This window comes from Pseudomonas sp. Pc102 (assembly GCF_018408275.1).
GTDB classification, from domain to species: Bacteria; Pseudomonadota; Gammaproteobacteria; order Pseudomonadales; family Pseudomonadaceae; genus Metapseudomonas; species Metapseudomonas tohonis.
In genome coordinates this window covers 2,127,427-2,150,849 of sequence record NZ_AP021905.1, presented here as the reverse complement: position 1 = coordinate 2,150,849, position 23,423 = coordinate 2,127,427, and the positions used below count along the sequence as shown (strand labels likewise).

The following is a 23,423-nucleotide window of genomic DNA, read 5'->3' as shown; positions in this document are numbered from 1 at the left end:
CCCCCGCCGCCGGCCACCGGCGTATCCTGCCGACACGCCAGGCCACCAGGGATGATGTCGGCGCAGCTACAGGGAACGTGCTCCAGGGCCGCCGTCCGGCGCGCCCGCCCCTCCTGACTGCAACCGACCGCCCCCGGCCGGCTCCAGCCATGCCACAGGAGATCCTGACCATGAAACCCCTCGCCGGCGCCCTCGCCGCCCTGACCCTCAGCGCCTGCGCCCAGGCCTCCGATTGCGGCTTCGCCCCGCTCAAGCTGGTGGCCAGCCCCGAAGCGCCCAGCACATTCGTTGGCGACGGCCAGCGCCTGCAGGTGCGCTTCGTCAACGAGAACCCGGACATCGCCGAACCCGACGCCTTCCCCGAGCCGCCGGTGGTGCTGCTGGACAAGGCCAGCGGCAAGAGCTGCAACATCGAGGACGGGGGCATCTGGGCCCGCGACCCGCTGTTCCTCAGCCGCGACGAGAAGCGCCTGGTGACCTACGAGTTCAGCGGCTCCAACGGTGAGCTGGTGGCCTACGACACCGCCACCTGCAAGGTGCTGCACCGCCAGGACATCACCGGCAAGCGCGCCAGCGTCGAGGGCGAGGAGCTGGTGCTCGGCGCCGACTGCGACGACAGCGGCAGCTGCAAGACCCAAGCAAAGCAACCCGTACAGCCTTTCTGCAAACCCTGATAGGGATAGTCAATGAGCCTCGACACCTGCATCGTCAACGCCTGCACCGCGGCCTGGGACCAGAGCTTCATCGCCGGTACCCAGAACAAGAACAACTGCTCCGGCTTCCTGCAATCGGTGGCCGCCACCCTCGGCGTACCGATTCCCGGCGGCAACGCCGACGCCATCATGGGCGGCCTGCCCCAGGCCACTGGCTGGAAGGAACTGGCCAGCGGTGACGAAGCCGCGCAAAAGGCCTCCCAGGGCTACTTCGTGATCGCCGGCATCAAGGGCAGCGACCACAACCCGGCGCGCAACAACGGCCACGTCGCCGTGGTCATCGGCGGCACCCTGTACCGCGGCAAGTACCCGCGCGTCTGGTGCGGCAGCATCGCCGGTGCGGTCGGCCAGAGCCAGGGCCTGCGCTCGGTGGGCGAGGTCTGGAACCGCACCGACCGCGACCTGGTGAAGTACTTCGTCTACGCCACGGCCAGCTGCCGCGGCTGATCCACCCCGCGCCGTGGATGACCCCGCCTCATCCACGGCCGCGCTCCCCGCACGCCCCCGCTCCGCCCGCATCCCCGCACTCCATGCCCACCAGGGCGCCGCCCGGCTTCGGCCCACAGCAACATGAGCCATATTCATGCAACAGCCGGCGGGCGGTCGATCCCCTTCATCTTTGCTATGCTTTGCGACCTTTTCCGCCCAGCTAGTCAGGTCCTCCATGTCCAGCCCGCTCACCGATCGCAGCGCCCGCCTGCACGCCCTTCACAAAGCCCTCAAGGAACGCATCCTGATCCTCGACGGCGGCATGGGCACCATGATCCAGAGCTACAAGCTCCAGGAGGAGGACTACCGGGGCACGCGCTTCGCCGACTGGCCGAGCGACGTCAAGGGCAACAACGACCTGCTGCTGCTGTCGCGCCCGGACGTGATCCAGGCCATCGAGAAGGCCTATCTGGACGCCGGCGCGGACATCCTCGAGACCAACACCTTCAACGCCACCCAGGTGTCCCAGGCCGACTACGGCATGGAGTCCCTGGTGTACGAGCTGAACGTCGAGGGCGCGCGCCTGGCCCGTGAAGTGGCCGACGCCAAGACCCTGGAAACCCCGGACAAGCCGCGCTTCGTCGCCGGCGTCCTCGGCCCGACCAGCCGCACCTGCTCCATCTCCCCCGACGTCAACGACCCGGGCTACCGCAACGTCACCTTCGACGAGCTGGTGGAGAACTACACCGAGGCCACCCGTGGCCTGATGGAAGGCGGCGCCGACCTCATCCTCATCGAAACCATCTTCGACACCCTCAACGCCAAGGCGGCGATCTTCGCCGTGCAGGGCGTGTTCGAGGAACTGGGCGTCGAGCTGCCGATCATGATCTCCGGCACCATCACCGACGCCTCCGGCCGCACCCTCTCGGGCCAGACCACCGAAGCGTTCTGGAACTCGGTGAGCCACGCCAAGCCGATCTCCGTGGGCCTGAACTGCGCCCTCGGCGCCAAGGAACTGCGCCCCTACCTCGCCGAGCTGGCGAGCAAGGCCGGCACCCACGTCTCCGCCCACCCCAACGCCGGCCTGCCCAACGCCTTCGGCGAGTACGACGAGACCCCGGCCGAGATGGCCGTGGTGGTCGAGGAGTTCGCCGCCAGCGGCTTCCTCAACATCATCGGCGGCTGCTGCGGCACCACCCCGGGGCACATCGAGGCCATCGCCAAGGCCGTGGCCAAGCATCCGCCACGCGTGATCCCGGAGATCCCCAAGGCCTGCCGCCTGTCGGGCCTGGAGCCCTTCACCATCGATCGCAGTTCGCTGTTCGTGAACGTCGGCGAGCGCACCAATATCACCGGTTCCGCCAAGTTCGCCAGGCTGATCCGCGAGGAGAACTACACCGAGGCGCTGGAAGTCGCCCTGCAGCAGGTGGAAGCCGGCGCCCAGGTCATCGACATCAACATGGACGAGGGCATGCTCGACTCCAAGGCGGCGATGGTGCGCTTCCTCAACCTCATCGCCGGCGAGCCGGACATCTCCCGCGTGCCGATCATGATCGACTCCTCCAAGTGGGAGGTGATCGAGGCGGGCCTCAAGTGCATCCAGGGCAAGGGCATCGTCAACTCCATCTCCATGAAGGAAGGCGTCGAGCAGTTCAAGCACCACGCCAAGCTGTGCAAGCGCTACGGCGCCGCCGTGGTGGTGATGGCCTTCGACGAGGCCGGCCAGGCCGACACCGAGGCGCGCAAGGCGGAAATCTGCCAGCGCAGCTACGACATCCTGGTCAATGAAGTGGGCTTCCCGCCGGAAGACATCATCTTCGACCCGAACATCTTCGCCGTGGCCACCGGCATCGAGGAACACAACAACTACGCGGTCGACTTCATCAACGCCTGCGCCTACATCCGCGACAACCTGCCCCATGCCCTGAGCTCGGGCGGCGTGTCCAACGTGTCGTTCTCCTTCCGCGGCAACAACCCGGTGCGCGAGGCGATCCACTCGGTCTTCCTCTACTACGCCATCCAGAACGGCCTCACCATGGGCATCGTCAACGCCGGCCAGCTGGAGATCTACGACGAGATCCCCAAAGAGCTGCGCGACGCCGTCGAGGACGTGGTGCTCAACCGCAGCCCCAACGCCACCGAGGCCCTGCTGGCCATCGCCGACAAGTACCGGGGCGACGGCGCGGCCAAGGAAGTGGAGAACGAGGAGTGGCGTTCGCTGCCGGTCGACAAGCGCCTGGAGCACGCGCTGGTCAAGGGCATCACCGCCTTCATCGTCGAAGACACCGAGGAGTGCCGCCAGCAGTGCGCGCGCCCCATCGAGGTGATCGAAGGCCCGCTGATGTCCGGCATGAACGTGGTCGGCGACCTGTTCGGCTCGGGCAAGATGTTCCTCCCGCAGGTGGTCAAGTCCGCCCGCGTGATGAAGCAGGCGGTGGCCCACCTGATCCCCTTCATCGAAGCGGAGAAGGGCGACAAGCCCGAAGCCAAGGGCAAGATCCTCATGGCCACCGTCAAGGGCGACGTCCACGACATCGGCAAGAACATCGTCGGCGTGGTGCTCGGCTGCAACGGCTACGACATCGTCGACCTCGGCGTGATGGTCCCGGCGGAGAAGATCCTGCAGACCGCCCGCGACGAGAAGTGCGACATCATCGGCCTCTCCGGCCTGATCACCCCGTCGCTGGACGAAATGGTCCACGTCGCCCGCGAGATGCAGCGCCAGGGCTTCAACCTGCCGCTGATGATCGGCGGCGCCACCACCTCCAAGGCCCACACCGCGGTGAAGATCGACCCGCAGTACAGCAATGACGCCGTGGTCTACGTCACCGACGCCTCGCGCGCCGTGGGCGTGGCCACCCAGCTGCTGTCCAAGGAGCTCAAGGCCGGCTTCGTCGAGCGCACCCGCGCCGACTACGTCGAAACCCGCGAACGCACCGCCAACCGCGCCGCCCGCACCGAGCGCCTGGCCTACGCCGACGCCATCGCCAACAAGCCGGACTTCGACTGGGCCGGCTACCGCGCGCCCAAGCCCAGCTTCACCGGCGTGCGCGTGCTGGAAGACATCGACTTGGCCGTGCTGGCCGAATACATCGACTGGACGCCCTTCTTCATCTCCTGGGACCTGGCCGGCAAATACCCGCGCATCCTCACCGACGAGGTGGTGGGCGAAGCCGCCACCGCGCTGTTCGCCGACGCCCAGGCGATGCTGAAGAAACTGATCGACGAGAAACTGATCAAGGCCCGCGCCGTGTTCGGCTTCTGGCCGGCCAACCAGGTCAACCACGACGACATCGAAGTGCGCGACGACCAGGGCAAGCCGCTGGCCACCCTGCACCACCTGCGCCAGCAGACCATCAAGCCCGACGGCAAGCCGAACCTGTGCCTGGCCGACTTCGTCGCGCCCAAGGAGAGCGGCGTGGTCGACTACGTCGGTGGCTTCATCACCACCGCCGGCATCGGTGCCGAGGAAGTGGCCAAGGCCTATGAGGCCAAGGGCGACGACTACAACTCGATCATGGTCAAGGCCCTCGCCGACCGCCTGGCCGAAGCCTGCGCCGAGTGGCTGCACGAGCGCGTGCGCAAGGAGTACTGGGGCTACGCCGCCGACGAGCACCTGGACAACGAGGCGTTGATCAAGGAGCAGTACAACGGCATCCGCCCCGCCCCCGGCTACCCGGCCTGCCCGGACCACACCGAGAAGGGCACCCTGTTCGACCTGCTGGACCCGAGCGCCAGCTTCGACAAGGCCGGCCTGAGCGGCGTGTTCCTCACCGAGCACTACGCCATGTTCCCGGCGGCGGCCGTCAGCGGCTGGTACTTCGCCCACCCCGAGGCGCAGTACTTCGCCGTCGGCAAGATCGAACGCGACCAGGTGGAGAGCTACAGCAAGCGCAAGGGCCAGGACCAGGCCGTGAGCGAACGCTGGCTGGCGCCGAACCTCGGCTACGACTACTGATCACGAACGGGCCCGCGCAATGCGGGCCCGGTTCTTTCTGGCTCCCAGCGGCGCAACGATGGGTTTCGCGGGGCTCTACCCACCCCACGGGTGCCCAGTCCGCGCGGCTTGGTGCTCTTCGTAGGATGGGTCGGGCGGCGTTCCGCGAGCGAAGCGAAACCCATCACCGCGATGCCAAAGGCACGCTCGACCACTCCCTGAACGCCCCCAGAAACGACCGCTCCTCCGAAATCGCTGCAGGAACCCCGACATCTGCCGACACGCCTTCTAGAGGCGCAACCGCGCGGGCACTGCTATTGCATAAGAAGAGCCTGCCGCGCCTCTGCCGTGTGCCGCCTTCCAGCTCGGGAATCGAGGAGTACCGAATGTCTCTGCTGCCTGACCGCATCTCCAGCCGCCTGACCCTAGGCGCGATCTTTCTCCTGCTGCTCACCGCACTCGCCGTCTTCGCCATCATGGTGTTCCGCGGCCAGCCGCGGGTGGTGGCGGAAAGCAACGCCCTGATCGAGCAGACGGGCAGCGCCATCGTCCGCCAGCTCGGCCTCAAGCTGGCCGGCATCGAAGGCCTGGCCGTCGGCATGGCGCACCTGGCCGAGGTCCTGCCCCGTGAAGAGGCGCTGTACCGCGACAACTTCCCCAACCTGATCGACAACGGCGGCGATGCGGCCATCGCCGGCGGCGGCATCTGGCCGGAGCCGAACGCCTTCGCCGACGGCACCGCCCGCCGCAGCTTCTTCTGGGCCCGTGGCGCCGGTGGCGCGCTGGAATACTCCGACGACTACAACAAGCCCGACGGCCCCGGCTACCACAACGACGCCTGGTACACCGGCGCGCGCAGCGCAGCGGGCAATGCCTGCGTCTGGTCCGAGGCCTACCAGGACCCGGTGAGCAAGGTGCCCATGGTCACCTGCAGCGTGCCGTACAAACTGCAGGGCCGCTTCGCCGGGGTCAGCACCATCGACCTGCGCCTCGACGACCTGGCCGCCTTCCTCCGCGACCAGGGCAAGGTCACCGGGGGCTACGCCTTCGCCCTCGACCCGGCCGGCAACATCCTGTTCTTCCCCCTGCCGGGCAGCGCCGCCGAAGCCAGCATGCAGAAGTTCGACGAACTCGCCGGTCGCGAAGCCTGGCTGGCGCCATTGGCGGAAGCCCGCCGCAAGCTCGGCTCCGGTGGCACCGCCAGCGTGACCCTGGATGACGACGCGGTGCTCGGCGAAGCCAGCCAGGCCAATCTCTTCGTCATGCCGCAAACCCACTGGACCGTCGGCCTGGTCACGCCCAGGGCACGGGTCACCGGGCTCGCCCAGGCGCTCACCTATGAACTGCTGGCCTTCCTCCTGCCGCTGCTCGGCCTGCTGCTGTTCTTCGTCTGGCTGGCCGGGCGCAAGATCCTCGAGCAACTGGGCGAGACCACCGCACAGATCGACGCACTCGGCAGCGGCCAGGGCCATGGCGGCGCGCTGACCATCCTCCGCGACGACGAGATCGGCGGCCTGCGCCGTTCGGTCAACCAGTACGCCGGCCGGCTGCAGGGCATGCTCCAGGTGATTGCCGACGAATCCCGGCGCCTGCAGGACGAAGCCACCAGCCTGGGCCGCCTCAGCGGCGCCCTGCTCCAGCGCGCCGAACAGCAGCGCCAGGAGAACACCCAACTGGCGGCGGCCATCACCGAGATGTCCTCCAGTGCCAACGAAGTGGCGCAGAACACCAACGACTGCGCCGACACCGCGCAACGCTCCCAGGCCGTGGTCAACGACGGCCAGCAGAAGGTCGCCTCCAACAGCCGCTCCATCCAGTCGCTGTCCAGCGAAATGGCGGCGGCCGCTACCGTGATCGCCCGCCTGGAGCAGGACAGCCAGCAGGTCGGCGCCGTACTGGACGTGATCAAGGCCATCTCCGAGCAGACCAACCTGTTGGCCCTCAACGCCGCCATCGAGGCCGCGCGGGCCGGCGAGCAGGGGCGCGGCTTCGCCGTGGTGGCCGACGAGGTGCGCTCCCTGGCGGCCAAGACCCAGAGTTCGGCCAACGAGATCAGCGGCATGATCGCCAACCTGCAGCAGGCTTCGCGCCAGGCGGTACAGGCGATGCAGGCCGGCGAGGCACGCACCCGCCACGCGGTGGAGGAAGCCGAAGGCGCCGCCGCGGCGCTGTCCACCACGGTGCAGAGCTTCGACGACATTTCCCAGCGCGCCCAGCAGATCGCCGTCGCCGCCCAGGAACAGAGCCACGTGACCCAGGAAATCAACGAACTGGCGGTGCGCATCCACTCGGCCAGCGAGGAGAACGCCCGCGATGCCGTCGACCTCGACGCCCTCGGCCAGGCGATGCGCCAGTCGGCGACGCGCCTGGCGGAGCTGAGCCGGGGCCGCTGAAGGACGCGGTACGCAGAGGGGCGCCTGCGCTGGCAGGGCGCCCCTACTTAAGCGCCAACGCCGGTGGTAGGATTCGCGCCCCATGCGCATCCAAGACCTGCACGACCGCCTCGCCGCCCTCGGCGCCAAGCCCATCCACCAGGGCCGGGTGATACGCGCCTGGCTGCAGGGCAAGCCCCTCGACGCCTGCACCCTGCGCCAGCAGGCCCAGGACTTCCTGCCCATCAGCGTGCGCGAAGGCCTGCCGGCCCTGGCCGAGGAGCTGGACAACCTGGCGCGGCTGCGCTCGGAACACCCCGCCGCCGACGGCTCGGCGCGCCTCCTGGTAGGCCTGGCCGACGGCCAGATGGTCGAAAGCGTGCTGTTGCCGCGCGACGGCCTGTGCGTTTCCAGCCAGGTCGGCTGCGCCGTGGGCTGCGTGTTCTGCATGACCGGCAGGAGCGGCCTGCTGCGCCAGGTCGGCAGCCTGGAGATCGTCGCCCAGGTAGCCCTGGCGCGGCGCTATCGCAAGGTGAAGAAGGTGGTGTTCATGGGTATGGGCGAGCCGGCCCATAACCTCGACAACGTGCTGGAGGCCATCGACTTGCTGGGCACCGACGGCGGCATCGGCCACAAGAACCTGGTGTTTTCCACCGTGGGCGACCCCCGGGTGTTCGAGCGCCTGCCGCAGCAACGGGTGAAGCCGGCCCTGGCGCTGTCGCTGCACAGCAGCCGCGCCGAGCTGCGCGAGCGCCTGCTGCCCAAGGCGCCGCGCATCAGCCCCGAGGAACTGGTCGAGCTGGGCGAGGCCTACGCCCGTACCACCGACTACCCCATCCAGTACCAGTGGACGCTGCTCGCCGGCATCAACGACAGCCTGGAGGAAGCGGACGGCATCCTGCGCCTGCTCAAGGGCAAGTTCGCGGTGATGAACCTCATTCCCTACAACAGCCTGGAAGCCGACGACTACCAGCGCCCGGGCGGCGAACGCATCGTCGAACTGGTGCGCTACCTGCACAGCCGTGGCGTGCTGACCAAGGTGCGCAACTCCGCCGGCCAGGACATCGACGGAGGCTGCGGCCAACTGCGCGCCCGCGCCGGGACGCTCGATACCCGCCAGTTGCTGCATCGCGCACGTTGATCCGGGCAGCCTGCCGGGGGCGAGCTAAGCTTGTGCCCCACGGAGGTGCACCATGGACGACAGCAACGACGAAAACCAACGCCCCCTGACGTTCCGCGAGATGCTGCACAGCGTCGCGGCCGCCGCCTTCGGGGTACAGAGCGGCAAGAATCGCTCGCGCGACTTCAGCCGCGGCAAGCCCAGCCACTTCATCATCCTCGGGGTGCTCTTCACCCTGGTCTTCGCGCTGACGCTGTTCGGCGTGGTCAAGCTGGTGCTGCACCTCGCCGGGCTCTGACGCCCCGACTGAGGGCATCGGGAGCCCTCACGCCTGACCAGAGTCGTCATCGATGCGCGCGCAGCGCATCCGTAGCGTGGCGTAGAGCGAAGCGAAACCCACGCGGTGGTCGTGGCAGGGTGCCATGCATAGCCGAAAGGCACCGTGCCCGAGCTCGTTGAATCCGCAACAACCAAAACAGACGGAGCCCATGGATACCGCCTGCAACCCGCGCAGGGCGGCAACGCCCTGCGGGGTTCCGTGGCTGGCTGCCAGAGGGGGCGGCGGGTCGGTTACTGGTGGCTGACCCAGAACACCGCGGTGGCCACCGCGATCAGGATCAGGCAGAAGATGGCGACAGCGTCGATGCCGCTGTCAGAACTGGATTCCTCGGTGTGATCGCTCATGGCATCCCCTTGTTGTGGTTATGGGCGCTACGTCCACGAGTTAAGACCAGGACCTTCAACCTCTCAAGCCACCCCATCGACCTCGCACATCCCCAGGATGGCCCCGCGCCGGAAAAACATGAGCTGAGCAACAGAAATGCACATTGGACCGCCCGTGACAGAGGCCTTGAACCGCCCCGATGAATTACCATCGGGCACCGCATCGCCAAGGACAGGTTCACCATGTTTCAGAAGCTGCTGGAAAAAATCGGCCTTTCCACCACCTCCACCCCGGCCACGCCCTTTGCCAAGCACGTCGTCGAAAGCCTCGAGGTGCTCGACATCCTGGTGCCCGGCCTGGCCGAGCGCGCCGCCACCCACGTGCTCAGCGGCCAGGACGAAGGCGTCCTGCTCGACCTGCGCAAGGTGCCGGCCGAGGAGGCCGTCGTGCTCCTCGACATGCCCGCCACGCTGGGCTGGTGGCACCCCTCCGGCAACCTGCGCAACGACGCGCAGAAGCACAAGAAGCGCATCAACGCCGCCGCCAACGCCCGCGCCCGGCTCTATGTCGTAACCCCCGGGACCGACGTGCTCGCCCTCGCCCGCTTCGGCAAGGTGCTCGAAGCCGCCTGCCAGGGCGCCAACCTGGTGCGCATCGCCAAGGTGCCCGACTGGCTCATCTACCTGGCGGTCGACGCCCTGCACACGACCCTGAAGAACCTCGGCAACAAGCACGGCGAGGAATTGCGCAAGCACTGGAACCTCGACCTGCTGGTACGCCTGCTGGCGGTGGACGACCTGCCGGCCGACGACGCCCTGCTGCTGATCCTCGACCGCCGCGACCTCAACGAATACCACTGGCGCGACCTCGCCGCGCTGCCCAACCTGCCCGGCACCGGCGAATACCTGCTGCAGCACCCCTCCAGCACCCGCGCCCTGCCCTCGCGGCTGTCGGCGAGCGGTTGCCTGACCCTGGTGAAGCTGCTCGGCAGCCAGCGCACCCTCGCCGACGCCTACGCCGACGTACTGGTGCGCCTGGCGGTGAGCGCCGCCAAGAGCGTCCGCGCCGAAGCCGCGCCCCAGGTGGAGACACTGCCGCTGCAGGTCAAGCTCTCCCACCTGCAGCAGCTGCTGGAAGCAGGAAACAACGCCGAACGCGCCCAGGCCGCCGACATGCTCGCCCGCGCAGGCGAAGAAGCCCGCCCCCTGCTGCAGGCCCGCCTGGAGGTGGAGAGTTCCAAGCCCGTGCAACAGGCACTGGCCAGTGCCCTGGCACGCCTGGACAGCCAGACCCGCGCCCTGCAGGAAGAGCTGCCCGAGGCCGGCGACTTCGAGCGCTGCCCCGAAGTCCGACTGGGCGATGCCGTCCTGCAGCTGCTGCGGCAGAACCTCGCCGAGCTGCTGGAGGAAAGCCGCCTCGCCGCCGAGGAGGAGGTACGCCAGAACCTCGAGCACAAGCGCAAGTGGGACTGGCGGCAGAAGACCTACAAGTCGCTCCAGGCACTCGGCGAGTCCGACCTGCGTGACGCCCTGGAACGCCTCAACGGCGGCGCGCGCGGCAAGACCCCGGCCGGCATCGACGCGGTGCTGCAATACAAGGGGCGCCTGGCCGCCAACGCCGAGGTCAACCTGCTGCATGTCCTCCGCGCCCCGAGCAACCGCCACTTCAATTGGTACCAGGTAGCCGACTGGCTGAAGGGCGACGCCCTGCAACGCCTCGACCTGCGCACCCTGGAAGACGCCTTGCAGCGCTGCGGCCACGACGACCCCGCCCGGGCCACGGCGGATATCTGCTTCGCCTGGAACTCGCCCCTCGGGCAGATCGCCCCCGAGCGCGTCTGGCCCTTCTTCGCCGAGCACCCCGAGTTCATCGAAGAGGCCTTCGGCCTGCGCCCCGCTCCGGGCCGCTACAGCTACAGCGTGGCCACCACGCTGACCCTGCTCGAGCAGTTCCCCGTCCTGCCGGCGCGCTTCATCCCCGTGCTGCTGGAGCTGGCCCTGGGCAGCAGCAAGACCAACCGCGCCGAAGCCCAGCAACTGCTGGAGACCCTGCCGGACATCGGCGACCGCGCCGTGGAAGCCCTGGCATCGAGCAAGCAGGAGATCCGCACCCTGGCCGCCGAATGGCTGCAGCGCCTGGGCTACCGCGAGGCGATTCCCGCGCTGAAGGCGACCCTGGCCAAGGAAAAGCGCGAAACCGTGCGCGCCGCCCTGCTCACCACCCTGGAAAGCCTCGGCGAAGACATCTCCGGCCACCTGGCCCCGGACGTGCTGCTGGCCGAGGCGCACAAAGGCCTGCAGGCCAAGCCGCCGGCCAGCCTCGCCTGGCTCGACCTCGACCACCTGCCCGCCTGCCAGTGGCTCGACGGCACCCCGGTGGAGCCGGCCATCCTGCGCTGGTGGGTGATCCTCGCCTGCAAGCTCAAGGAGCCCGCCGGCAACGGCCTGCTCAACCGCTACCTGGAGCGCCTGGCCCCCGCCAGCCGCAACACCCTGGGCAAGAGCCTGCTGCTGGCCTTCATCGCCCAGGACACCCGCAACCCGACCCTGGAAGAGGCCATCGCCTACGCCCAGGCCAATGTCGCGCGGCAGATGCAGAACTACCAGGCCTGGGCGAAGTACTCGCCCGAATACGCCGACATCACCCAGGAACAGGCCTTCGAATCGCTCAAGCGCGAGCATCTGGGCACCTACCTGGGCAGCGCCATCGCCGACAAGGGCATCCTCGCCCTCACCTGGCACACCACCGGCCACGAGCAGGTGAGCCTGATCCAGGCCTACATGCGCGACCACTACCCGCGCCGCTCGCAGATCGAAGCCATGCTCAGCGCCGCCGCCAACAGCAACGAGCCGCTGGTGATCCAGTTGCTGCTGTCCATCGCCCGCCGCCACCGCACCGCCTCGGTACAGACACGCGCCCGCGAGCTGGTGGAGCAGATCGCCCAGCGCAACGGCTGGAGCGCCGACGAACTGGCCGACCGCACCATCCCCAGCGCCGGCTTCGACGAAAACGGCGTGCTCGCCCTGCAGTACGGCGAGCGCCTGTTCACCGCGCGCCTCGATGCCGCACTCAAGCTGGAGCTGTGCAACCCCGACGGCAAGGTGGTCAAGGCCCTGCCGGAGCCGCGCAAGAGCGACGACCCGGCGCTGATCAAGGAAGCCAAGACGCAGTTCTCCACCAGCAAGAAGGAGCTCAAGCAGGTGATCGACCTGCAAAGCCAGCGCCTCTACGAAGCCATGTGCGCGGCGCGCCTGTGGCCCGTGGCGGAATGGCGCGAGTACCTGCAGCAGCACCCGATCATGCGCCACCTGCTGCAGCGCCTGGTCTGGGCCGAAGTGGGCGCCGAGGGTGCGACGCGCCTGTTCCGCCCCACCGAGGACGGCAGCCTGATCGACCTCGACGATGACGAGGTGGAGCTGGCCGACGGCAGCCTCGTGCGCCTCGCCCACGCCGCCCTGGTGGACGCCGAGACGGCCAAGGCCTGGGTCCGCCACTTCAAGGACTACAAGGTCAAGCCGCTGTTCGCGCAGATGTCGCGCCAGCTGCCGGAGATCAGCGCCGAAGCCGTCGCCGACCAGGAGAGCGGCAACGCCATCGGCGACCGCCTGGGCTGGCTGAGCGACACCTTCACCCTGCGCGGCACGCTGACCAAGCTCGGCTACCAGCGCGCGGCCGCCGAGGACGGCGGCTTCTTCGACCACTACTTCAAGGAATTCAACAGCCTGGGCCTGCGCGTGAACATCGGCTTCACCGGCAACTGCCTGCCGGAGGAGAACGTCCCCGCCGCGCTGACCCGGCTCTCCTTCGAGAAGATGGGCCGTCGCTGGTCCGGTGGCGACAGCCTGCCGCTGGCCGACATCCCGCCGGTCCTGCTCGCCGAAACCTATGCCGACTACCGCGCCGCCGCCGATGCCTGCGTCGGCTTCGATCCCCAGTGGGAGAAGAAGACCCCATGGTAAGCACCGTTCTCCGCCAGGCTGCGGAACAGCATTTCGCCGAGGAACTGCAACGCCTGGCCCAGGCCGACCAGCAGGCCGGCGCCGACCTGCCGCCCGGCTGGCTGCGCTCGCCGCGCTCGGTGCGACGCTTCATCCTCGGGGACGAGGCGCTCGGCGTCAGCCGCAAGTTCTACGGCGACGATGCCCTGGTGGACCGCGCCATCGTCACCCTGCTCGGCCGCCAGGGCCTGATGCTGGTGGGCGAACCGGGCACGGCCAAGTCGATGCTCTCCGAGCTGCTCGCCGCCGCCATCAGCGGTGACTCGATGCTCACCATCCAGGGCACCGCCGGCACCACCGAAGACCACATCAAGTACTCCTGGAACTACGCCCTGCTGCTGGCCGAGGGCCCGACCCCGCGCGCCCTGGTGGGCTCGCCGCTGCACCAGGGGATGAGCCAGGGCAAGCTGGTGCGCTTCGAGGAGATCACCCGCTGCCCGCCAGAAATCCAGGACGTGCTGATCTCCCTGCTCTCGGAAAAGCAGATGATGATCCCCGAGCTGGGCGAGACCGGGCGGTTGCACGCCCGCCCCGGCTTCAACCTGATCGCCACCGCCAACCTGCGCGACCGGGGCGTGCACGAGATGTCCGCCGCCCTCAAGCGCCGCTTCAACTTCGAGACGGTGCGCCCCATCGCCGACGGCGAGTTCGAGGTGGAACTGGTGATGCGCCAGCTGCTGCGGGAGCTGGGCGAGGAGGCCGGCAAGGTGGTGGTCGAGCGCGACGTCATCGGCCTGCTGGTCACCGTGTTCCAGGAGCTGCGCGGCGGCACCACCCGCGAGGGCACCGCGATCAAGGCGTCGGACGCGGTCATGTCCACCGCCGAGGCGGTCAGCGTGGCCTACGCCGCCGCGCTGGAGGCCCGCTACCTCGGCGACGGCCGCCTGGGCCCGGCCGAGCTGGCGCGGCAGCTGCTCGGCGTGGTGTTCAAGGACAACCGCGACGACGCCAAGCGCCTGCGCCATTACCTGGACAGCGTGGTGCGCGAACGCGCCCGCCGTGACGGCCAGTGGAAGCACTTCTTCGACGCCAGCAAGGGCCTGTTGGACTGACCCATGCCGCCCGAATCGAGCCCCGCCGCCGATCCGCGCCTGCCCGCGCGGCTGCAGGCCGCCGAGCGCAACCGCCAGGCGCTGGCCGCGGCCGGCGTGCACTTCGCGCCGCTGCGCCACCACAGCCCGGCCTGTGCCTTCGCCCTGCGCGCGCAGCTGGACGAACTGCGCCCGGCGGCGGTGCTGATCGAAGGGCCGGCCGACTTCGACGCCCTGATCCCCGACCTGCTCGACCCGCGCAGCCGCCCGCCCCTGGCGATCCTCTCCCAGCACCGCAGCGGCGCCACGGCGGACGCGCCGCCGCGCTCGGCGTTCTTCCCCTTCTGCGACTACTCGCCGGAATGGCAGGCCCTGCGTGAAGGCCATCGCCTCGGCGCACGGCTGGCCTTCATCGACCTGCCCTGGGCCCGCCAGGTGGCCGTGGAGGAAGACCCGCAGCAGAGCCGCAGCCTGATGGCCGAGCGCTACCTGGCCCACAGCGCCTACCTCGCGGCGCTGGCCCGCGAAGCCCATTGCCGTGACCACGACGAGCTCTGGGAGCACCTGTTCGAGCTGCGCAGCCACGGTGCCCTGCAGGACTGGCGCACGCTGTTCGGCGACGCCTTCGCCTGGTGCTCCATGGCGCGCCTCGACTACGAGGACGACGTGCTCGCCGCCGAGGGCTCCCTGCCCCGCGAGGCGCACATGCTCGCCTGCATCCGCGACTGGCGGTCGCGTTGCGACGGCCCCCTGCTGGTGGTCACCGGCGGTTTCCACACCCTGGCCCTGGTCGAGGCCCTGGCCAGCGACAGCCCGCCGGCGCCCACGCCCGCCGCCGACGGCGAGAGCCAGGCCTGGCTGATCCGCTACAGCTTCGACCGCCTCGACGCCCTTAACGGCTACGCCTCGGGCATGCCCTCGCCGGCCTACCACCAGCGGGTCTGGGAGGCACTGCTGGAAGACCCGGCCGACGCCCTGGCGCGCCAACGCATCGCCGCGCGCATCCTCAGCGCCATCGCCGCCGAAACCCGCGAGCGGCAGTTGGCCGACGCCCTGTCCTTCGCCAGCGTCAGCCAGGCCGCGCAACAGGCCGCCGGCCTCGCCGCCCTGCGCCAGCACCCCGGGCCGGGGCGCTACGACCTGCTCGACGCCATCCATTCCTGCTTCGTCAAGGGCAGCCTGGACGACGGCCAGGCCGCCTTCCTCGACGCCGTGAAGAACCAGCTGGGCGGCAACCGCCTGGGCGACATCCCCCCATCGAGCCTGGCACCCCCGTTGGTGGAAGAAGCCCGGCGCCTGGCCCTGGGCCACCGCCTCGACCTCAGCGACAGCCTCCAGCGCCGCGCCCGACTGGACCTCTACCGCAAGCCCCGGCACCGCGCGCGGAGCCGCTTCCTGCACCTGATGGCCTACCTGGACAGCGGCTTCGCCCGCCACCAGGGCGGCCCGGACTTCGTCAACGGCACCGGGCTGGACCTGCTCTTCGAGGAGTGGGACTACGCCTGGTCACCGGTGGTCGAGGCCCGCCTGATCGAACGCTCCGAGCTGGGCAGCAGCCTGCGGGAAGTCGCCATCCGCCGCCTGCTGGATGAAGAGCAGGCGCTGCAGGCCAGCGGCCAGGGCCGCAGTGCCAGCCGCGCTGCGCAACTGCTCGCCCGAGCCGGGTCGATCGGCCTCGGCGAGCAAATGCCACGGCTGTTCGACCGCCTGGCCGAGCACCTGGACGAAGACCCGGAGCTGGCCTCCGTGGTGACCTGCGGCCAGCGCCTGCTGCACCTCTGGCGCGGCCGCGACCTGCTCGGCCTGGACGAGTACCCGCAACTCCCGGCGCTGCTGCGACGCATCCTCCCCGCCGCCCTGTTCCTGCTACCCGGCCTCGCCACCTGTGAAGCCGAACGCGAAAGCGCCGCCACCGACACCCTGCTCGGGCTGCGCGAGTTCCTCCACCTGGGCGGCAGCCAGGCCGGCCTGGCCCTGCAGGAGGCATCGCTCCACGAGACGCTCGACCGCCTGCAGACGGTGGCCCCCGCCGGCATCGCCGGGGCGCTCGACGCGCTGCGGTTCATCGACGGGCGCAGCAGCGAGGAGCAACTGGCCGACGCCCTGCAACGGCGCTTCGGCACCGGTGCCGACAGCGAAGGCGCCGTGCGCTACCTGAACGGGCTGCTGCAGGCCGCACCGGAGCTGATCCTGCGGGTGGATGACCTGGCCCACCGGCTCAACGCCCTGGTGGCGGACTGGGACGAGGCCACCTTCGTCCGTCACCTGCCGGACCTGCGCCTCGCCTTCACCCGCCTCAAGCCCCGCGAAACCGGGCGCCTGGCCGACCACCTGGCGCAGTTGAACGGCATCACCGGGGCCGCACTCGACAGCGCCCACCACGAACTCGACAGCCACGACCTGCTCGCCGGCGCCGCCCTGCAGCTGGCGCTCAAGCGCTCGCTGGAGCGCGACGGGCTGCTGGCCTGGGCCCAGGAGCCTCACCATGAGTGACCTCGAAGCGGCGCGGCGCTGGCGCCTGATCCTCGGCCGCTACGCCGACCGCGCGCTGCATGAAGCGAAGTTCGACGCCGCCGATGCGCGCCTGGAGAAGACCCTCGATTACCTCTACAACCGCGAATACCAGCGCCGCGGCCACGTCCAGGGCGGGCGCGGCGGCTCGCTGGACGACAGCCAGCTGACCGCCCTGAACTGGCTGGAGCAGGCGCGCACGCTGTTCCCCCGTTCGACGTTCGAGCGCCTGCAGGTGCAGGCCATCGAGCGCTACGAGATCAGTGCGCTGCTCACCGATCCCGCCAGCCTGGCCACCCTAGAACCCAGCCCGGCGCTGGCCAAGGCCCTGCTCGGCGTGCGCGGGCGCCTGGGCGCGGAAACCCGCGATGCCGTACGCCAGCTGATCACCCGCGTGGTGGAGGAGATCCTCCAGCGCCTGCGCAACCGCTTCACCAACGCCCTGCACGGGCGGCGCAACCGCTTCCGCCGCTCGCTGGTGAAGAACGCGCAGAACTTCGACTGGCGCGCCACCATCGCCGCCAACCTCAAGCACTACGACCCGCAGCGCAAGCGCCTGCTGATCGAATCGCCGCGCTTCAACGCCCGCGTACGCCGGCAACTGCCCTGGGACATCATCCTCTGCGTCGACCAGAGCGCCTCGATGCTCGACTCGGTGATGTACAGCGCCATCTGCGCCAGCATTCTCGCCAGCCTGCCCAGCGTGCGCGTGCGCCTGGTGCTGTTCGACACCCAGGCCGTGGACCTCAGCCACCTGGCCCACGACCCGGTGGAAGTGCTGCTGACCGTGCAACTGGGCGGCGGCACCGATATCGGCAAGGCCATGCGCTACTGCGAGCAGTTGGTGGAGAACCCGCAGCGCACCGTGCTCACCCTGATCAGCGACTTCGAGGAAGGCGCCGCCGTGGGCCCGCTGCTGGCCTGCGTGGCACGCCTCAACGAAGCGCGGGTCAGGCTGCTGGGCCTCGCCGCCCTGGATGACGGCGCCCAGCCGGTCTACGACCCGGCCATGGGGCAACGCCTCGCCGACCGCGGCATGCAGATCGCCGCGCTGACCCCGGAGCACTTCGCCCAGTGGCTGGCCGAGGTGATGCAATGAGCGCCTGGCAGGACCGCTACCGCAGCTACGACGATGCCGCGCTGGAGGTGCTGGCCAACGCCGGCCTGTTGCGCCGCGCCACCAAGGACGTGGAGGCCGGCAAGCTGCGCTGGCTGGAGAACGACGAGCGGGGCGGCCTGGTGGAAGCCGATGGCCAACAGGTACGCCTGGATGCGACCGGCATCGACGCGGCGCGCTGCACCTGCCCCGCCAACGGCTGCTGCAAGCACATCCTCGCGGCCGTGATCTGGTTGCGTGAACACCCCACGGCGCCCGCCGGCGAAGAAGCGCCGGCAGAAGATGCCGACATCGCGCTGCGCGAGGCCCTGGCGCTGGATCCGCAGCAGCTGCAGAAGCAGGCCGGCAAGGCGGCCACGCGCAAGGCCCGGCAATGGCTGGGGGAGCTGGGCGAGGCCCGCCACCAGAGCCACGGCCGGCGGCTGGTCATCCACCTGCCGGCGCTGGCCTGCGAGGCCATCTACCTGGCCGGAGGCGGCTTCGACGGCATGCTTTCGGAGGGCCGGGAAAACGAACGCAAGGCCCTGCACCTGGCCGCGCTGGCGCTGCTGTTCCAGGGACAGGGCCAGCCCTGGGACTGGCCGGCCGACAGCGACGCGCCAGTGCTCGACCCCGTGCAACTGAACCCGGCGGAGCGCGACCTGCTCGCCAGCCTCCATGCGCTGCTGCAGGAACTGCTGCGCCAGGGGCTGTCCCACGCCAGCCAGGCCAGCGCCGTGCAATTGCGCATGCTCAACCTGTCCGCCCGCACCGAGGGGCTGCCGCGTCTCGCCGCCCAGTTGCGCACCCTGGGCGGGCAGATCGGCCGCCTTGCCGACCGCGATGACCACATCGGCGAACGGGAGGTCCTGGTGCAGATGGCCCAGGTGCACGCCCTGGCAGCCGCCCTGCAACAGGCCGATGCCCAACGCCTGCCCGCGCTGCGTGGCCGCCTGCGTCGCGATTACCAGGCGGGCGCCACGCTCGACCTGCTGCCCCTGGGCGGGCACTGGTGGACCACGCCCGGCGGCGCGCGCGGCCTGACCCTGGCATTCTGGGACCTGGAGGAAGGTGAAGTGCGCGAAGCCAGCCTGGCACGCCCGGACAACAGCGACCCGGGCTTTCGCCGCGAATCGGCCTGGAGCCAGCAGGCGTTGTGGAAATCCACGCCGCAGCTGCTGTGCCGGTCGCCGCTGCGCCTCCTCTCGCCCCGCCAGGCCGACGACGGACGCCTGGCCAGCCATGGCGATACCCGCAGCGAAGCCCAGCCGCACTGGGCGGTTCACGACCCGCGCCTCGGCACCCTGGGCATCGGGCGCTGGAGCGCGCTGCGCGAACATCTGGAGGACAGCGCCGCGCTCAGCGCCGAGGCCCCGACCAGCCTGCTGCTGCGCCCGGCCCGCTGCCACGAGGCGGTGCTCGACGAGGTGCGCCAGGCGCTGTGCTGGACGCTGGAGGACGACCAGGGCGAGGCCATCACCCTGGAGCTGCCCTGCACGGCGGAGCGTCGCGATCGCCTGGACAACCTGGAGCGCGCCCAGAAGGCCCGCGACGACATCCGTGCGGTGCTGGTGCGTCCCTGGATGGATGGCCGGCGCCGCACCCTGGAGCCGCTGGCCCTGCTGATCGCCGACAACGGTGAATTGCGCTGCCTGTCACTGGATTTCGAATCGGTGATCCGGGGTGGCCTCAGCCTCAACAGGCGGCTGTTCGAGCGCATCCAGCGCCTGCTCGACCGCCAGCGCCCCACCGCCATCGCTCCGCAAGCGCCCAGCCTGGCCGCGCGCCTGGTGGAGCCGGCGCTGGACGTGCTGGAGTCCCTTGCCAGTTGCGGGCGCCAGCAGCTGTCCCGGCACCAGCGCGAGGTGCTCCAGCAGCAGGAAACACTGGCCCGCGCCGCAGGTGTCGACCTGCTCGCCCAGCACCTGCGGCGATTGCGCGAGCCCACCGAAGTGCACCCGCAAGCGCTGCTGGCCAGCAGCCATCTGATGGTCCGGCTGCTGGCGCTGGGCTAGGGCCGGCGTCGGCTGGAACCACCAGTCGAGAACCATTCCCGCCTGGGTCCCAGCGGGCGCGCAGCGTGGTTATGCTCGGCTCCTCGCTTATGCATTCCAGTTCTTTACATATACTCAAACATCACTTTTGCGCATAAACCTGAACTGGTATCTTCCCCCGGCTCCGACAGGAGTGCGCGGCCGTGCGCGCAGAAAAGCTGTAAGCAGCCTGACAACAGGACATTTCATGTACGTATACGACGAGTACGATCAACGGATCGTCGAGGACCGCGTCAAGCAGTTCCGCGATCAGACCCGCCGCTACCTGGCCGGGGAACTCTCAGGCGAGGAGTTCCGCCCCCTGCGCCTGCAGAACGGCCTGTATATCCAGCGCTACGCGCCGATGCTGCGCGTGGCGGTGCCTTATGGCCTGCTCTCCTCCACCCAGGTACGCAAGCTGGCGCAGATCGCTCGCGACTACGACAAGGGCTACGCCCACATCAGCACCCGCCAGAACGTCCAGTTCAACTGGCCGGAGCTGGAAGACGTGCCGGAAATCCTCGCCGAGCTGGCCACCGTGCAGATGCATGCGATCCAGACCAGCGGCAACTGCATCCGCAACACCACCACCGACCAGTTCGCCGGCGTCGCCCATGACGAGCTGGTGGACCCGCGCCCCTGGTGCGAGATCATCCGCCAGTGGTCCACCTTCCACCCCGAGTTCTCGCACCTGCCGCGCAAGTTCAAGATCGCCGTCAACGGCGCCGTGAGCGACCGCGCCGCCATCGAAGTGCATGACATCGGCCTGGAAGCGGTGAAGAACGAAGCCGGCGAGCTGGGCTTCCGCGTCTCCGTCGGCGGCGGCCTGGGCCGTACCCCGATCGTCGGCAGCTTCATCAACGAATTCCTGCCCTGGCAGCACCTGCTGAGCTACCTGGACGCCATCCTGCGCGTGTACAACCGCTACGGCCGCCGGGACAACAAGTACAAGGCGCGCATCAAGATCCTGGTCAAGGCGCTGACCCCCGAGGTGTTCGCCGAGCGCGTCAACGCCGAGTGGGCGCACCTGAAGGACGGCCCGACCACCCTGACCGAGGCGGAAGTCGAGCGCGTGTCCAGGCACTTCGTCGACCCGGCCTACAAGGCCCTGGACGACCAGAGCGCCGCCCTCGCCCAGCTCGACGCCGAGCACCCGGGCTTCGCCCGCTGGCGCCAGCGCAACGTGATCGCCCACAAGCGCCCCGGCTACGCCGCCGTGACCCTGTCGCTCAAGCCCACCGGCGTCGCCCCCGGCGACATCACCGACAAGCAGCTGGATGCCGTCGCCGACCTGGCCGACCGCTACGCCTTCGGTGAAGTGCGCAACAGCCACAACCAGAACATCATCCTCGCCGACGTCGAGCAGGCCCAGCTGTTCACCCTCTGGAACGAGCTGCGCGAGCTGGGCTTCGCCACGCCGAACGTGGGCCTGCTGACCGACATCATCTGCTGCCCGGGCGGCGACTTCTGCTCCCTGGCCAACGCCAAGTCCATTCCGGTGGCCGAAGCCATCCAGCGTCGCTTCGATGACCTGGACTACCTGTTCGACATCGGCAACCTGGACCTGAACATCTCCGGCTGCATGAACGCCTGCGGCCACCACCACGTGGGCCACATCGGCATCCTCGGCGTGGACAAGAAGGGCCAGGAGTTCTACCAGGTGTCCCTCGGCGGCAGCGCCGGCCGCGACGCCAGCCTGGCGCAGATCCTCGGCCCGTCCTTCGCCCAGGAAGCCATGCCCGACGTGATCGAGAAGATCATCGACGTCTACGTGGAGAAGCGCACCGAGGAAGAGCAATTCCTCGACACCTATCGCCGCATCGGCATCGACCCCTTCAAGGAGCGCGTTTATGCAGCGAATCATTAAGAACAACCAGGTCATCGACGAGACCTGGCACCTGCTGGACAAGGACGCGACCCTCGACGGCCTGTCCAACTGCGACGACCTGATCGTGCCGCTGTCCCTGTGGCGTGATCACGCCCATGCGCTGAAGGCCCGCGACGGTGGCCTCGGCGTCTGGCTGGACGCGGACGAGGAGATCGAGGAGATCGCCGACCAGCTGGACAATTTCAAGGTCATCGCCCTGAACTTCCCGGCCTTCACCGACGGCCGCCACTCCTCCACCGCCTACCTGCTGCGCGAGCGCTATGGCTACAAGGGTGAAGTGCGCGCCATCGGCGACGTGCTGCGCGACCAGCTGTTCGCCCTCAAGCGTTGCGGCTTCGATGCCTTCGCCCTGCGTGCGGACAAGGACCCCTACGACGCGCTCAAGGCGTTCGAGGACTACTCCGAGGTCTACCAGGCGTCCAGCGACCAGCCCCTGCCGCTGTTCCGCCGCCGCTCGGCCTGAGCTGCGTAGCCAAGAAAAAGCCCCGCACCTGCGGGGCTTTTTCTTGGGCGCGAACCGGCCAACGTAGCCCGGGCTTCAGCCCGGGACGCACGCCGTTTCATGGGGCGGATCATGTGCCCGTCCAAACATCGTTGGTGGATGAAAAGAGCGTCATCCACCCCACGCATCTGGGTTGGCTCGGCGCCGTAGGATGGGTAGAGCGTAGCGAAACCCATCACCGCAAACGCCGGCTCGCACCCGAGCTACAGGCCAAACACAGCCTGTAGGGGCGACTTCAGTCGCCAAGCAGGCCGCAGGGCTGCCTTGACTCCACGCCTCCCTGCAGCACCGCCTGGTGGATGAAAGGAGCGCCATCCAACCTACACCCCGGTCGGCATCGTGGTTCGAGTTGGGTGCAGATTCGTAGGTTGGCGCCGAGCGCAACGAGGCCCAACGGTGCGATGCCCGGCCTCGCGATGTTGGGCTTCGTACCTCAGCCCAACCTACGGATCACACGGAACGCTCTTTCAGGCGCGCACGCTTTCCCAGGCCACCTGGGCCAATAGGTCGCGGCAGTCGGCGAGGCTCGTGCGGGTGCGGCCGGCCAGCCAGTTGCGGGCGAAGTCGTGGGTCGGACCGATCACCACCGAGGCGAAGCAGTCCTCGGGCAGGGTTCGCAGGGCGCCGGCTTCACGGTACGCCTGCAGCGCCGCGAGGATGCGCGCGTGGTGTTCCCGGTTGGCTTCGCGCAACTGGTCGCCCACCTCCCCCGCCTCCACCCGCGAGCGGCTGTGCAGGACGAAGCGCGCCCAATCGGGGTTGGCCACCACCCAGTCGATATAGGCGGTGACCAGCAGCTTCACGCAGGCCTCGGCATCGGCGGCCCTGGCGAGCCCCTCCTGCAGCAGCGCGGCGTACTGGCCGACCCCGGCGAGGTAAAGCGCGCCGATGATGCGCTCCTTGTTGCCGAAGTGGTGGTAGAGGCTGCCGATGCTGGCGCCGGAGCGGTCGCGGATCATCTCGATGGTGGTGGCGTCCACGCCTTCCTCGGTGAAGCACCGGAGGGCGGCCTGGAGGATGTCGTCTTTGCGCGAGGAACGAGCCATGGAACTCCCGGTGAAATGACTAGAATATAATTCTAGAATTCTTTTCTAATATTCGTATACTGCTGCGGCGCGCGCTCATCTTC

At 69.0% G+C, this 23,423-nt stretch carries 14 protein-coding genes; 13 read left to right on the top strand and 1 reads right to left on the bottom strand.

Annotated features, from left to right (window positions below; translation table 11 throughout):
- The first annotated feature begins 170 nt into the window (after positions 1-170).
- From PHLH3_RS09975 to PHLH3_RS09915, 13 genes are all read left to right on the top strand, one after another.
- Entirely contained in the window at positions 171-674 is a 504-nt protein-coding gene (locus PHLH3_RS09975; protein WP_173178419.1) for a hypothetical protein, read from the top strand.
- Positions 675-686: 12 nt separating this feature from the next.
- Complete coding sequence (locus PHLH3_RS09970; protein WP_111263772.1) at positions 687-1,160, top strand: hypothetical protein; 474 nt, start codon at positions 687-689, stop codon at positions 1,158-1,160.
- Positions 1,161-1,377: 217 nt separating this feature from the next.
- Positions 1,378-5,100, top strand: a complete 3,723-nt coding sequence (metH, locus tag PHLH3_RS09965) for a methionine synthase (RefSeq protein WP_213629070.1) — start codon at positions 1,378-1,380, stop codon at positions 5,098-5,100.
- 365 nt (positions 5,101-5,465) lie between these two features.
- Positions 5,466-7,472: a methyl-accepting chemotaxis protein gene (locus tag PHLH3_RS09960; RefSeq protein WP_213629069.1), complete on the top strand. Its 2,007-nt coding sequence runs from the start codon at positions 5,466-5,468 to the stop codon at positions 7,470-7,472.
- 82 nt (positions 7,473-7,554) lie between these two features.
- A complete protein-coding gene (locus tag PHLH3_RS09955; RefSeq protein ID WP_213629068.1) occupies positions 7,555-8,592 on the top strand; it encodes an RNA methyltransferase in 1,038 nt (345 codons plus the stop codon).
- 52 nt (positions 8,593-8,644) lie between these two features.
- Positions 8,645-8,869: a DUF2970 domain-containing protein gene (locus PHLH3_RS09950; RefSeq protein ID WP_111261356.1), complete on the top strand. Its 225-nt coding sequence runs from the start codon at positions 8,645-8,647 to the stop codon at positions 8,867-8,869.
- Between the two features lie 608 nt (positions 8,870-9,477).
- Positions 9,478-13,194, top strand: coding sequence for a DUF4132 domain-containing protein (locus tag PHLH3_RS09945; protein ID WP_213629067.1), 3,717 nt, complete (start codon positions 9,478-9,480; stop codon positions 13,192-13,194).
- On the top strand, positions 13,188-14,285 hold the full coding sequence (locus tag PHLH3_RS09940; RefSeq protein WP_213629066.1) for an AAA family ATPase: 1,098 nt from the start codon (positions 13,188-13,190) through the stop codon (positions 14,283-14,285). The genes PHLH3_RS09945 and PHLH3_RS09940 overlap by 7 nt, the downstream gene beginning before the upstream one ends.
- Before the next feature lie 3 nt (positions 14,286-14,288).
- On the top strand, positions 14,289-16,757 hold the full coding sequence (locus tag PHLH3_RS09935; RefSeq protein WP_213629065.1) for a DUF5682 family protein: 2,469 nt from the start codon (positions 14,289-14,291) through the stop codon (positions 16,755-16,757).
- On the top strand, positions 16,750-17,874 hold the full coding sequence (locus PHLH3_RS09930; protein WP_213629064.1) for a VWA domain-containing protein: 1,125 nt from the start codon (positions 16,750-16,752) through the stop codon (positions 17,872-17,874). Before PHLH3_RS09935 ends, PHLH3_RS09930 begins: the two co-directional genes overlap by 8 nt.
- Positions 17,871-19,886, top strand: coding sequence for an SWIM zinc finger family protein (locus tag PHLH3_RS09925; RefSeq protein WP_213629063.1), 2,016 nt, complete (start codon positions 17,871-17,873; stop codon positions 19,884-19,886). The genes PHLH3_RS09930 and PHLH3_RS09925 overlap by 4 nt, the downstream gene beginning before the upstream one ends.
- 226 nt (positions 19,887-20,112) lie before the next feature.
- Positions 20,113-21,771, top strand: coding sequence for a nitrite/sulfite reductase (locus PHLH3_RS09920; RefSeq protein ID WP_213629062.1), 1,659 nt, complete (start codon positions 20,113-20,115; stop codon positions 21,769-21,771).
- Positions 21,755-22,255, top strand: coding sequence for a DUF934 domain-containing protein (locus PHLH3_RS09915; RefSeq protein ID WP_111261350.1), 501 nt, complete (start codon positions 21,755-21,757; stop codon positions 22,253-22,255). Before PHLH3_RS09920 ends, PHLH3_RS09915 begins: the two co-directional genes overlap by 17 nt.
- A 506-nt stretch (positions 22,256-22,761) precedes the next feature.
- Here the strand turns inward: PHLH3_RS09915 and PHLH3_RS09910 are convergent.
- A complete protein-coding gene (locus tag PHLH3_RS09910; protein ID WP_213629061.1) occupies positions 22,762-23,340 on the bottom strand; it encodes a TetR/AcrR family transcriptional regulator in 579 nt (192 codons plus the stop codon).
- Positions 23,341-23,423: the final 83 nt, after the last annotated feature.

What these genes read in the sequence shown, in the direction of transcription:
- PHLH3_RS09920 (WP_213629062.1), top strand. Translation starts at nt 20,113, where the DNA reads ATGTACGTATACGACGAGTACGATCAACGGATCGTCGAGGACCGCGTC.
- PHLH3_RS09950 (WP_111261356.1), top strand. Translation starts at nt 8,645, where the DNA reads ATGGACGACAGCAACGACGAAAACCAACGCCCCCTGACGTTCCGCGAG.
- PHLH3_RS09935 (WP_213629065.1), top strand. Translation starts at nt 14,289, where the DNA reads ATGCCGCCCGAATCGAGCCCCGCCGCCGATCCGCGCCTGCCCGCGCGG.
- PHLH3_RS09940 (WP_213629066.1), top strand. Translation starts at nt 13,188, where the DNA reads ATGGTAAGCACCGTTCTCCGCCAGGCTGCGGAACAGCATTTCGCCGAG.
- PHLH3_RS09930 (WP_213629064.1), top strand. Translation starts at nt 16,750, where the DNA reads ATGAGTGACCTCGAAGCGGCGCGGCGCTGGCGCCTGATCCTCGGCCGC.
- PHLH3_RS09910 (WP_213629061.1), bottom strand. Translation starts at nt 23,340, where the DNA reads ATGGCTCGTTCCTCGCGCAAAGACGACATCCTCCAGGCCGCCCTCCGG.
- PHLH3_RS09970 (WP_111263772.1), top strand. Translation starts at nt 687, where the DNA reads ATGAGCCTCGACACCTGCATCGTCAACGCCTGCACCGCGGCCTGGGAC.
- PHLH3_RS09925 (WP_213629063.1), top strand. Translation starts at nt 17,871, where the DNA reads ATGAGCGCCTGGCAGGACCGCTACCGCAGCTACGACGATGCCGCGCTG.
- PHLH3_RS09960 (WP_213629069.1), top strand. Translation starts at nt 5,466, where the DNA reads ATGTCTCTGCTGCCTGACCGCATCTCCAGCCGCCTGACCCTAGGCGCG.
- metH (WP_213629070.1), top strand. Translation starts at nt 1,378, where the DNA reads ATGTCCAGCCCGCTCACCGATCGCAGCGCCCGCCTGCACGCCCTTCAC.
- PHLH3_RS09915 (WP_111261350.1), top strand. Translation starts at nt 21,755, where the DNA reads ATGCAGCGAATCATTAAGAACAACCAGGTCATCGACGAGACCTGGCAC.
- PHLH3_RS09975 (WP_173178419.1), top strand. Translation starts at nt 171, where the DNA reads ATGAAACCCCTCGCCGGCGCCCTCGCCGCCCTGACCCTCAGCGCCTGC.
- PHLH3_RS09945 (WP_213629067.1), top strand. Translation starts at nt 9,478, where the DNA reads ATGTTTCAGAAGCTGCTGGAAAAAATCGGCCTTTCCACCACCTCCACC.
- PHLH3_RS09955 (WP_213629068.1), top strand. Translation starts at nt 7,555, where the DNA reads ATGCGCATCCAAGACCTGCACGACCGCCTCGCCGCCCTCGGCGCCAAG.